9 protein-coding genes and 1 pseudogene are annotated in these 13,129 nt (G+C 28.0%); 6 read left to right on the top strand and 4 right to left on the bottom strand.

The annotated features are described in order from the left end of the window. The first annotated feature begins 355 nt into the window (after positions 1 to 355). Positions 356 to 703 (top strand): hypothetical protein, encoded by a 348-nt coding sequence (locus ACWXVP_RS03025; protein ID WP_455966167.1) that lies wholly within the window; start codon positions 356 to 358, stop codon positions 701 to 703. 112 nt (positions 704 to 815) lie between these two features. Here ACWXVP_RS03025 and ACWXVP_RS03030 read toward each other — a convergent pair whose 3' ends face one another. After that, positions 816 to 1,679: a diacylglycerol/lipid kinase family protein gene (locus ACWXVP_RS03030; RefSeq protein ID WP_444704817.1), complete on the bottom strand. Its 864-nt coding sequence runs from the start codon at positions 1,677 to 1,679 to the stop codon at positions 816 to 818. A gap of 71 nt (positions 1,680 to 1,750) precedes the next feature. Between ACWXVP_RS03030 and lepA the strand changes: the two genes are divergently transcribed. The 5 genes from lepA to ACWXVP_RS03055 all read left to right on the top strand — a co-directional run bounded on the left by lepA (position 1,751) and on the right by ACWXVP_RS03055 (position 7,160). Beyond that, positions 1,751 to 3,547 (top strand): translation elongation factor 4, encoded by a 1,797-nt coding sequence (lepA, locus tag ACWXVP_RS03035; protein ID WP_456013011.1) that lies wholly within the window; start codon positions 1,751 to 1,753, stop codon positions 3,545 to 3,547. Positions 3,548 to 3,571: 24 nt separating this feature from the next. Continuing rightward, the gene (locus ACWXVP_RS03040; RefSeq protein ID WP_438340364.1) at positions 3,572 to 4,477 is read left to right on the top strand and encodes an MSC_0882 family membrane protein; all 906 of its coding nucleotides are present in this window, start codon (positions 3,572 to 3,574) and stop codon (positions 4,475 to 4,477) included. A 6-nt stretch (positions 4,478 to 4,483) separates the two neighbouring features. Then, a complete protein-coding gene (locus ACWXVP_RS03045) occupies positions 4,484 to 4,708 on the top strand; it encodes a YneF family protein (RefSeq protein ID WP_438340363.1) in 225 nt (74 codons plus the stop codon). Between the two features lie 230 nt (positions 4,709 to 4,938). Continuing rightward, on the top strand, positions 4,939 to 5,991 hold the full coding sequence (gene adhP / locus ACWXVP_RS03050) for an alcohol dehydrogenase AdhP (RefSeq protein ID WP_456013013.1): 1,053 nt from the start codon (positions 4,939 to 4,941) through the stop codon (positions 5,989 to 5,991). A 785-nt stretch (positions 5,992 to 6,776) separates the two neighbouring features. Then, a complete protein-coding gene (locus ACWXVP_RS03055) occupies positions 6,777 to 7,160 on the top strand; it encodes a hypothetical protein (protein WP_456013015.1) in 384 nt (127 codons plus the stop codon). Positions 7,161 to 7,831: 671 nt separating this feature from the next. Here ACWXVP_RS03055 and ACWXVP_RS03060 read toward each other — a convergent pair. From ACWXVP_RS03060 to ACWXVP_RS03070, 3 genes and pseudogenes are all read right to left on the bottom strand, one after another. Further along, positions 7,832 to 11,935: an AAA domain-containing protein gene (locus tag ACWXVP_RS03060; RefSeq protein WP_456013019.1), complete on the bottom strand. Its 4,104-nt coding sequence runs from the start codon at positions 11,933 to 11,935 to the stop codon at positions 7,832 to 7,834. Between the two features lie 9 nt (positions 11,936 to 11,944). Next, a pseudogene (locus tag ACWXVP_RS03065) lies at positions 11,945 to 12,526 on the bottom strand (DUF4011 domain-containing protein); the annotation flags it as partial. A 376-nt stretch (positions 12,527 to 12,902) separates the two neighbouring features. Beyond that, a partial coding sequence (locus tag ACWXVP_RS03070; protein WP_456013017.1) for a hypothetical protein occupies positions 12,903 to 13,129 on the bottom strand: 227 nt, incomplete at its 5' end.

Below are 13,129 nucleotides of genomic sequence, written 5' to 3' on the forward strand. Positions count from 1 at the left end.
AAAATTAAGGAATTAGAACAAATAAAAAATAAGCTATCAGTTATTTAAAAATCTATAATAATTAATGAAGTTTATCAATATGAAAACAAAAAATGTTTTAACAAAAAATATCTTGTTATATTTCAAGATGTTTTTTTGTTTTCTAAAACATAAAAATTTTATGATAAACATAGGAAATAAATCAATAGAATGCTTTCAATAAACAACTGCCTTCTTGATAGTAAAATCACTAGAAAAAGCTAAAAAGTGCCCTGTTTTAGATGATATTCGTTCATATATATATATATATAGTATTATTTATATGAAACATTTAATAATGTTATATTTATTTATATATTGAAAGGATATTAAAAATATGAAATTCTGTGGAAAATGTAATAAGCATTTTGATGAATATGTTAAGTTTTGTCCAATTTGCAGCGCAAATCTTTCTAACAATTCTAATAAGCAAGTAAAGAATAATACACAAAACAATATTTTTGCGATTCTTGGATTGGTTTTTGCGTTTTTTATTCCTTTATTAGGTTTGGCTTTTAGTATTGTTGGTCTTGTACAATCTAAGAATCTTGGAGGATCTGGTAAAGGATTGGCGATAGGTGGTATTGTTGTTTCATTAATATTACCAATTTTAATTATTTCATTAATTTTTGGTCTCGCCTCACATGCAGCTGCTGCTGCTAGCCTGCCTTTTTATAATATTTAATGAAAATTTTAAAATATTTGGATATTTGTCCAAATATTTTTAATTATTGTTTTGTAGTTTAAACTTGTTTTGGTTATAAAAACTTCTAAAAGCTTAAGTTGTAGCAAAAAAATTATTTTTTAAATTCTATAATAGATCCAGTTTCAAATATTTCGCCATCAATTTGCGAAAAATCATTGGTTATATTTTCGATTTTGATTTCATTGCCAAATATTTGTTCAACGTTTTTTATTGCAGTATGCATTCCTGAGTAGACTAGCATAAAAGCACCGAGAAGTTTTGTAATTGCTAAATCATGCACGACAATAACACATAATTTATCAGATAGTATATCGGCATTTGGAGCAATTTTCATTCCTCCGCCATAATAAGGCCCATTCATTACTGAAACAAGATTTATGTTATTAAAAAAATACTCTTTTTTATCAACAGTAATCTTTATGTTGTTTAATCTCTTATATTTTTTTAAACATTCAATTGTTGTTCGAAAAAAAGAACCCCTTGCACCTGACTTCTTTTTTTCATTAACAGTTTTAGCAATTAGAGCATCAATTCCAAAACCAGTTCCATTCAAGAAATATCTATATGTATTTCCTGACTTAATTATTGGCAATTTTTCAATAAACTCATTAATTTTGTAAAGATGTCGCGATCTTTTTTCTGGTTTATGGTGGATCTTAACATTTCGCACAAAATCATTTCCCGTACCCGCCTTATATGCATATATTTCTGGTTTAGCGCACGATTGTTTTAAAGTGTTAATAATGTGTGTTAGGGTACCATCGCCACCAATGATTATAATTTTATCCTCGTTAGTAAGGCGATCTAGCAGGGAATTGTTATTATTGCTACTTGCTACATTGATAATTTTTAAGGAATCCTCGTTCATTATTTTGACGATTTTGGAAACAATATTGAATATTTTCGATTGATTTCTACCTGTTTTTGATAATGAGTTATATAAAACGTATAGCATGGAAGTATTATATAATAATATCATTAGAAAAAAGTATTAAAAATCCATTTTAAACTTATAATTATAAAAATATGACGAATCCTAAAATTAGAAATTTTGCAATAATTGCACATATTGACCATGGAAAAAGTACATTAGCAGATCGTATTTTGGAACAAACTAATACAATTACAATGCGTGAATCAAAACCTCAAATTCTAGATTCGATGGATCTGGAGCAGGAAAGAGGGATTACTATTAAATTAAATGCTGTTCAGATTAAATATAAGGATTATATTTTTCATTTGATCGATACACCTGGTCATGTTGATTTTACCTATGAAGTAAGTAGGAGTCTAGCAGCCTGTGAGGGGGCTATTTTATTAGTTGATGCAACACAAGGTATTCAAGCACAGACATTAGCTAACGTTTATTTAGCTATTGAAAATAATCTTGAGATAATACCGGTTATAAACAAGATTGACTTAATCAGTTCAGAACCGGAAAGAGTTAAGAAAGAAATCGAAAGTATAATTGGCATTGATGCAAGTGATGCAATTTTAATTTCAGCTAAAACAGGAAAGAATACCGATAATGTTATTGAAGCAATTATTGAAAGAATACCTGCTCCCAAAGAAGCTGATCCCAACAAGCCTCTTAAAGGTTTGATATTTGATAGTTATTTTGATAATTATCGAGGGGTTGTTATCTATACGCGTATTTTTAATGGTGAAGTAAGACCAGGTGATACCATTTACTTTATGCAAACCAAAAAATCATATATGGTTACAGAATTAGGTGTTAAGAATCCTTATGAAGAAAAAAGAGATAAACTTTCTGCCGGTGAAGTTGGTTGGATCACTGCATCAATTAGGGATGTTAAGGATGTCGCTGTTGGTGACACTATAACTTTGTTAGATAATCCTGTCGATTATCCTCTTGCTGGATATAAAAAAATGAAGCCTGTTGTTTATACTGGATTCTTCCCCGTTGATAACAGGGATTATAACGCCTTAAAGGACGCTTTAGAAAAAATTAGTCTTTCTGATTCTTCAATAATATGAGAACCCGAAACCTCAAAGGCCCTTGGATTTGGCTTTAGAATTGGTTTTCTTGGTCTATTACATATGGACGTTTTACAAGAAAGACTTGAAAGAGAATTTAATATTGATATATTAGCAACTGCCCCTTCTGTGGAATTTGTTGTTACTCTAACAAATGGTGAGGTTGAATATATTACCAATCCTTCATTATTTCCTGATCGTAGTTATATTAAAACTATTGAGGAACCATATATCCGAGCATCAATTATGTTAACTGAGGAATATATTGGGTCTATTATGGAACTTTGTCAATCAAAAAGAGGGAAGTATATTAATATTGAGTATTTAGATGAAAAAAGAAGACGTTTAATATATGAACTTCCACTAAATGAAACTATATTCGATTTTTTTGATCTAATGAAAAGCTACTCAAAAGGTTATGCTTCTTTTGATTATGAACATATTGGCTTAAGAGAAAGCGATCTTGTTAAGGTAGATATAATGTTGAATGGGGAAAAAATTGACGCTTTAGCGCTAATTGCTCATCGTGATTTCGCATACAATAAAAGTCGTGAATTAGCCGAAAAACTTAAGGAGGTAGTACCAAGAAAAAATTTTGAAATTCCGATTCAGGCGGCGATTGGTGGTAAAATTATCGCAAGAGAAACAATTAAGGCTTATCGTAAGGACGTAACTGCTAAACTTTATGGTGGAGATGTTACAAGACGCCAAAAATTGCTAAAGAAGCAAAAAGAGGGCAAAAAAAGAATGAAACAGATCGGCAGTGTTGAGGTGCCACAAGAAGCTTTTTTAGCAATCTTAAAAACAGATAACAATAAAAAATAGGTCATGAGAAAGGACTGCGCTTTTATGGAATTAAAACCAATTATAACCAATAGTTCTCAAAGTAGCGATGTAGTTGCAAAATATTCTGAAATGTTAACTGTTAATAATATGTCAGGTGCAGAAATCAAGACAAAATCATTAAGTTCCAACATTAAAAAAACTCTCGACCCTGAAGGATTAATACCAAATGGAATATATAAGGTTTTCAGAGCTGAAAAATCATTAAAAAAGTTTAGCATATCAGCTTATTTATTTGTATTTTTTTTGGCATTAATATCTTGCTTATTATTTGCATTTGCGCCCTCATTATTTTCTAGTTATCTAAGCAAAGATATTAAATTAGTCCCATGAGGGTGATATGTTTCTCCAATCCTATTTGGATTAATATCGTTAGTATTACTTATTTTGGATGTAATAGACCTGAATGCACTATCTAAGTCTGTTGATGATTATCGTGAAAAAATAAAACAAGGAATTAGTTTTGCTCCACCTTTTATTGCCTCATTGTATGAAAAACTTATGAGAAGACAAGTTAGAATTACATGATTTGTTGTTGCGATTTTATTTTATGTGGGTTTATTTACTCTTGCCTTTTGAGGCCTTAAGGATGCTCAGTGATGAATTTTGAACTTTAAGGATTGAATACACAAGGCTTTTTCCGACCCAAATTTAGTTATTTATATTCTTTGTGGAATAATGCTTGGGGTTTTACTTTTATTTATTATTGGAACAATCCAAAGAAAAAAAAGAATGGTTGATATTCAAGTTTTTTTTGGTAGTGACGTGATGAGCAATACGGAACTATCAAAAATAAGAGCAGAAGCACATAAGTTTTGAGCTAAAATTTTTTTTATAAGTGTGTTAGTGCTTTTAGTTATACCTATTATAATTTTATTAATTGTTAAAAGAATTATGAAGAGAGGAAGATAAAATATTATGCCTGTATGAGGAATCGTTTTATTAGTAATTTTACCTATCATATTTGGAATTGCTGGTGCTATTTTAGCTATTTTTATAACAAAGAAAAAATTTGAAAAGCAATTAAAAGAAAACCCACCAATCAATGAAAAGATGATTAGAGTTATGTTTCAACAAATGGGTCGCAAGGCTTCTGAAGCGCAAATTAGAAGCGTAATGCGTTCGATGAAACAAGCAAAATAGAGTGTGCCAAATAATGAGCACATTCTATTTTTATTATTTATTCATGCGTTATGAAATTTTTGTGTTTAATATGCATTATCGATATTTATTATTAAATATTTTTTTGAATGCTATGAGTATAGTTACTAACAACAAGCACAATATCAAACCGACATTTTTAAAATATGATAAGTTAGAATATTATTGATATAATTTAAGTTAAATGTAAATAACTTTGGAGGTATATTAGAATGACAAAAATGAAAGCATTTGTTGTGAGGGGACCAAAGGATTGATCGATAACAGAAGTGGCTATTCCTAAACCCAAATATAAGGAAGTATTAATAAAAATGGAAACAAGTGGAATATGCCATACTGATTTGCATGCAGCTAATGCTGATTGATTAGTAGATCCAAAATATCCACTCATTCCTGGACATGAAGGGATCGGAATTGTTAGTGAACTCGGAGAAGGATGTACAAGACTTAAAGTTGGTGATCGTGTTGGTTTGGCTTGGCTTCATGACACATGCGGTCATTGTGAGTTTTGTTTAACCGGAAGAGAAACTCTATGTCCTAACCAAAATATGACTGCTTATACAAAAGATGGCACATTTGCTGAATATGCTATTGGTCATGAGGATTATGTAGCAATTATTCCTGAAAAATTTGATATTGTTTCTGGCGCGCCAATTATTTGTGCTGGTGTTACAACATATAAGGCTTTAAAGAGAACTAACATTAAACCTAATAATTATGTAGCGGTTATAGGTGTTGGTGGATTAGGTCAACTTGCGATTCAATATGCAAATGCAATGGGATATAAGGCTATTGGAATAGATATTAGCGATGATAAGGTTGACTTAGCATTGAAGAGTAAGGCGGTTGCTGCCTTTAATTCACGAAAAGATCCTGATTTTATAAGTAAAATTATGCAGTTAACAAACGGTGGAGTCCATGCTGTTATCAACACTTCAGTACATCCGACAGCAGCCGAACAAGGAATGGCAATATTACGGCGTGGTGGGCGCCAAGTTTTGGTGGGATTGCCGGCCAAGGATGCTATGGGAAAGGTTGATATTAATGTTTCTATTTTTTGAACTGTTCTGTTAGAAAAAGAATTGGTTGGTTCAATTGTAGGAACTAGACAAGATCTTAAAGAAGCCATTGAATATGCAGCTGAGGGAAAGGTAAAATCAGAAGTTACAAAAATTGTTAGACTTGAAGATGTTGAAGAAATTTTTGAAAAACTTGAAAAAGGCGAATTTCTTGGAAGAGCAGTTATTGATTTTAGAACAAAATAATTTTTTAAAAATATACCAAGTAGAATAATATAAGTCTCTAATACTACTCAATTAATATGAGTAGTATTTTTAAAAAATGAATATAAATGTTAAATTGTAACAAAAATGATCTATCTATTATATATAGTAAAATGTTATCGGTGATTTTATTATGTGCGAAATAGAATTAAACTATTTTCACTTAAATCCTTACATAAAAAAATTCGGACCCTGAATATTTTTACCTCGTTAAACTATATAAATTTTATTCATTTCTTTTTCGATTATTTTCTTGATGTGTTCGCTGGAAATTTAATATTCTGTATTTATGAATACAAAATGTTTTTTAGAGAAGTAATTAAGATTTTTAGCCAATATTTTTCCCAGTACTCCGTTATCTTATAAATATTCTTTATTTACATTTTTAAAAAATAAATCATTTTTTAGCCCGACCGATCTTCTTCATCTTTCGAACTCTACTTTGTGACTTAAGCTGGCGTTTTTTCTATTATTCTGTATGAATTCGTAATCTCTTAGAATTGCAAAGCATATATCAATTTTTAGTTGTATTAATAAAAGGAATTTGTATTTGGTTTTATAAAATAAATTTCATTTAATTTTTTGTGATTTTGTAAAAAAATTCATATTGATCAAAACCTTAGAAATAAAAAGTCATCAATCATATGTCTATCAATTAAACACTTGTCAAATTGTTGCATATTTTTAATTTGTTCTAGTCTATACTTGAAAAATATTTTTTGGTTTTATATCCATTCTTTTTCAAATCATTCATATAGTTTAGAAAAATGCTTGTATCAGTCAGTCTTTTGTCAATAATTTTAATACCGTGCTCATTTAGAAAAGGAGCAATATTTTTTATAACAGTAGATTTTTTGCTTGCTCCCATTCCTGAAAATGTAATTCTTAATGTTGTTCTCCTTGAAGTTGCAAAATATAGATATAATGAAATCGAAAAATGGATAATGTTTATGATCAAAGCATCGAAATTTGGAAAGGCAACACCAGAGAAAAACGCAAAGCATATTATGCTTTTTAAACATCATACAATTTACGAATCTTTAAAATCTAACGCCATTATTGTTGAAGCGGCTACTGATATTGAATTTAATGTTGCTAACAGTATAGCAGACACTAATTTATATTTAAAATTTGAGCCAAATTCTAAATAATTTATATTGAATATTTTTCCTAATATATTGTTGGTAAATGGGTTTGAAAAGTAAAATATTACAAAGAAAATTAAAAAATATAACGCAAATAATAGTGACGAATATAATGAACTTCTTGGCTCACTTATTTTGAAATTTTTCTTGATTTTTTTATTAATTAATATCGATATCAATATTGCTATATAAATGAATTATAGAATTCCATCAATGACTAAGCCATTTGCAAATGAAAAGAATGCGTATAAAATTGCATTGAGTATTTCGGTTAAATATACCGTTGTTTTTTTCTTTGCGAATCAATATATTGAAATAACTCCTAAAAACCCAATAAGGCAACAAAAATATTTGTTATCTTTTTTATAATGAGATCAGAGAGCTCTATATAAATGTTTTGGTGTCAATATTAAATATTGAAAAAATAAAAAGAACCAGTACGATTATGATAAAAAAAGAAATTTTAATTTTTCTTCTATTTTTAATAATTTGTTTCATTTATTTTAAAGGAGTAGGTGCTTAGATTGTTTAATATCTGTATATTGCGGTTAATAATTGTAGTTAAAAAATAATAATAAAAATACAAATACGCCTTAATTTAAGATGTATTTGTATTTTTTTATACTTAAACTGGGAAATAATTTTGAATATTTATATTGAATTTATTTGATTAGTTATTAGTCGAGTTTATCATTGGCTTTGAATAATTCATCATCTAATTTTTGAATTTTTCTTTCTTTTGCCATTTTGTTTAAAATATCAAGAACGTAATTTTTTTGTTGTAGGTTTGAAACTTGTGTTTTAATTCTATTTGATAATTCTCTACAGAAATCATCTAAGCTAATTGTAATATAAGAATTTTCTAATATTGTTATAAATAGATCACGCAATTCATATGGATGGATATTAAAAATTGATCTTTTTGTTTCTTTTGAAAAGCTTTCCCTAAATTTAAAATTGAAACCAGGGAAAGAAGGAACTATGAATAGGTATTCATCTTTGCTACCCAGTCCATATGCTAATTTGCTTGCTAACATTTTAACACCATTTGTTAAACGATCTTCGCGTAGTAATTTTTTAACGATACCTTCATAAGTTTTATAAGGCAATGCACCTGCAACTGAAAATAGTTGAGCAATAATAAGACTTCTTTCTCCTTGATATGATTTTAAAAATTTTAAACTATTCATTTCAATAAATTTATCTAGATCAGGAAATGCTGGGAAAGTTGCTTGTTCATTTTCATGTTCATTTAGTTCTATTGTGAATGATTTTATCATTTCTTCGTTGTCTTCTGATTCGTCAGTCGAATTAGTGTTGTTATATAATTCTTGCAATTTATTTAAAATAATGTTAACTTGTGCATCGGGGTTTTTGAATCAGTCGGTTGATCAAATTCTGTGAATATTTCAACCTCTTGCTTCTAACACTTCCTGTCTTAATCTATCACGATCACGTGTTGTTTTTGAAGAGTGATAGGTTGATCCATCGCATTCTATTCCTAGAATATATTTGTTTGGATTATTTTTATGAACCACTGCTAAATCAATTCTAAATCCTGATGATCCGACTTGTGTTTTTAAAGTCAAACCTTGTTCAGTAAGTTTATCATAAACTTGTTGTTCGAAAAGTGATTCAACACCTCCGCTCGTTTCTTTTAAATCTTCTAAGGTGTTTATTCCGAATTCAGCGTTTTTAATGAATTTTTCAAGAAGTTTAACACCTCTTTGTTCACTTCTGAATCAATTAACTTCATGACTTTTGAATGATGATATAAGAATTAAACCTTTTTTGGCACGAGATATTGCAACATTAAGTCTTTTATATCCGGATTCGCTGTTATTTATTGCTCCAAAGTTTACACTAACTTCACCGTTTGCGTTCCTTTTATTATCTAGCAAGAATAATATGATATCTCTTTCATCACCTTGAACTGTTTCAATGTTTTTAACAAAAAATGCATCTTCTCTATCTTCATCAAAATAAAATTTTAAATGTGGATTATCATGAATGAATTTATCCATTTCTCTTTCAAATTGATTTAAGATTTCGGCGTTAAATACAACAACACCGATTGAATATTTATTTTGATACTTTTCAATAATTTCCTTTATCGTTCTCTTTGCTTCTTCAAATAATGTGTTTGTTTCGCCAATGTATTTATTTGGTTTTGCGTAAAGGAATCTTAATCCTTCGATATCATTAGGTTGTTTAGAGTTAGGGAATGTTATTAAGTCTTTATAAATTTCTTTATTTGATGTATAAATTAATTCTTCAAATTTTGAACGATAGTGTCATTTTAGTCTAATTGAGTTAAGGCTAGCTTCAGCTAAATTTAAAAGTGAATCATAGCCATCTGAAAAGTTATCTGTTGAATCCTCGACTTCAAGAAAGCCTTCTTCATTTTCTGCTGATGAAAAGAAGTTTGATGGAGGCATTTGTTCCTTATCTCCAACGACTATAACTTGTTTAGCTCTAAATAATGAACTTATAGCACTTTCTGGTCTAATTTGAGATGCCTCGTCAAATATAACTGTATCAAATGTATATTCAACATCTTTAAAGAAGTTACTTACTGTTAGAGGAGAAAGCATTAAACAAGGTTTTATATTTAAAATAAGTTCAAGCGCTTTTTCAAAAAACTTCTTAAAAGGCATAATGGCACGAGTTTTACTGCTTTCTTTTTTAAGCAACATATACTGACTATTAGCAGCGGCGAAGAATAAACTAGATTTAATTCTTTTATCATTTTCTAAAATAATTTTATCTCTTGCCAAAGCATTAGCTTCTTTGTCTTTTTCTTTAAATACATTTACACATTGATTTAGTAAAACTGTATCTGCATTTGAAATTTCAGTTTGAATAATAGTTTCTGTTAGTTTTTCATAGAATTTTCTAAGATAAATGTTTTCAAAATTGCTATCTATATTGTTTGAAATAATGGCTTCAATGAAAGAACTTTGGCCTAAATCGGCAAGCCTATTTTTTGCGCTAATGAAACTTATGTAGCTAGTTATTGAATCCATATTTGTCAATAATGTTATTGTTTTAGATAGAAAATCATCTAGTGATACTGTTTTAAAATTTACAATATTATTGTCGAATAAGGAACCAAAAAATTCAATATTTTCACATAGTGTGTTTAAATTATTTATATTTGTCTTTATTGATTCTTTGTTTTGATTATAAGTTTTTACATACGCATTGAATATTGTTAGGATATCATTATTATTTTGTTTAATAAACTCAAGACTGGTTAAAACTTCATTAACTTTATCAATATTGAAGTTGTCTAAATTTAGATTTATTTTGTTTATTAGTTCATTAAATTTTGTGTCCAATTCTTTTATTTCAGCGAATTTTTTAGCCTCATCAAGGATTCTTAATTTTCACAGATTTTCAGGTTCATATACATTTTGTTTTTTGAAATAACTTCTGTATTGTCTTCACGTTTTTGAAAAAACCCTAAAAGGGTTAAATTTGTTTTTGTTAAGTGTTGAATAAACTTCTATAGCATCATTAGTTTCAAAAAATTCTAAATTCTTTCAAATTTTAGATTGGGTTTCGTATTTAGCGGTTTTGTCATTGAACACACTAATAATTTCTTTTAAATTTATAATTTCTAAATCAATACCGCCATTTAAATAGTTTGAAATATCCTTGAAGTTATTATTTTCAATGAAGTTTGCAACAAATTTTATATTTAAAGTATGTTTAGAAAATTCATTATAAAAGTCGTTTGGTTGTGCAAAAATATTCAAGTTTTTGATTCAAGTAGCAATATTTTTTGAATGATCTTTTAAGAAAAATAGTTTTTCCTCAATCTCATCTTTTTCTTTAAATTTAATTGCATCCTTTAATAAACCGTACCATGGATGTTGTTTAAAATTAAAATCTATGTTCTTCAGTGAATGTTCAAATGACTGAATTGTATTCTTAATATTTTCAAAATCTTCACCATTAATAGACATTATATTATTAATACTGAATCTTATGTTGGGGAAGTCATTTAATGAAAAATATTTACCAATATATTCGTAAAGATTTTTGTATTGAGGTTCTCTTTTTCTTAATAAGATTTCTCCATATTTTTCTAAAAATTCTTTGCTTCTTTGATAGTTAGAAATCAATGTTTGAATATTGTTGTCATCGATTTCATATAATCTTGCCTCTTCGATTGATTTATTAATATCTCTTAATATTTCTTTTTTATCGACTTTTGTGTCGTGAATAGGCATCGCATACTTTTCCAATTTAATTTTTTTAAGGTTGTTGAAAACGACTTGAAGAGCAGCATTTTTTTCAGCAACAAAAAGAATCTTTTTACCTCTTGTTATAAGTTCGGTAATAATATTTGTAATTGTTTGGGATTTACCTGTTCCGGGAGGTCCTTGTAAGATGAAACTTTTTCCTTCAATGGCATTTTGAATGGCGATTTCTTGTGAAGAATCTGAGTTAAGAATTTTATATTGATTTTGAATATCAATCTTTTGGTTTATATTTGTTTCATTAATATTAGATATATCTGTTGCATCGTCAATTTCAGCGCTGATCATTCTTTTGAAAAATTCACTTTCAGATATTTTCTCAATATTTTGTTCAATATCTTTGTAGATGTATATATTACTAAAATCAAATGTAGATAAATAAATATCTTTTGTAATTTCTCATCTTTTATCGCTAATTTGGCCTAGAATTTTTTCAGCATATTCATCAAACATTTCATTGGCATTATTATTTGAAGGTTCAAATGTAAAGTCAGCATTAAAACTATTTTTCATTTTACGTACTAATGTTTCATTTTGAATAAAATCATTTTCCGCTTTTCTTGTAATTCTTCAACCTGATGTATTGCTATCTTTTTTAATTTCTACTGGATAGAATAATAAAGGAGCGTAATTTGGCTCATATGAAGTTGTTGACTCGTATCACTTCACTAAACCAAATGTTATATAAGCAATATCAATTGAATATTCCTCTCTAAAAGTTCTTGCCTTTTTCTCAATTTTCTTAATTGTTTCTAAAAATATAGACTCACCAAATTCTGGATAAAGTTGATTTTTCTTGATAGTTGTTTGTTACTCAATATCTTCTAAATTATGTGAATATAAAGCTTCATATCCGTATTGGCTTTCTGTATATTTTCTAACTTGGTCATAAATCGCCAATGGGAACACTTCTTTTTCAGTGTTATTGAACAATTCTAGTAATGAATAAAAGTCAGGATAAACTATTTTTAATTTATTGGGAATGGTCTTTTTTAAAGAGATACCAATATTTAAGGATTTGTTTCTTAAAGTTAAGTCAAGTAATTTCGTTTTTCAATGATTAATATTTTTTATTAGTTTTTCTTTTTTGATATTATCGATCATGTCTTTTAATCCCCATTTCTATGTACATTTAATACTGTATTAAATTTAGATTGTTATTGCTGGTTTTATGTTTAAAATACTTTCAATAATGATTTTTTTTATACAGCTTAAACTTTTAATGATTTTTATAATTCTATAACTAATTATAAAAATATACAAAAAGTGCTGATTTGCTTAAAAAAACGGCACTTTTTTTACTTTTATGCGTTAAATTGCATGTTAATTCTTAATCAAATCGCAACATTTTTATAGTTTAAAAATGTTTATTAAACTTATGATATTAAATTTATTTTTTAAGCTTTATTCATATTTTGATTGGTTGGTAAACAAAATTTTTTAAACCCACTTTTGCGGACAATAGAATAGAATTAAAAATCTACTTAAAGTATTCAGATAGGTTATTATCCACTTCTTTAATTACGTTTTTAAACATTGGTTTTAAGTGGTTCATTTCTTCTTTTAAACCTGATGTATTTAATTTAAATCTTTCTAAATTTCTAATCAAGTAATTAAACTTGTTCGTAAATGTCGAAACTACTGACTTATGCGTTACGACTATCAAACTCAATTTATAAGCCAAATCGTCTCAAATGTCAAGATTTT

The sequence above is a fragment of the Mycoplasma sp. 1781 genome (genome assembly GCF_053851675.1).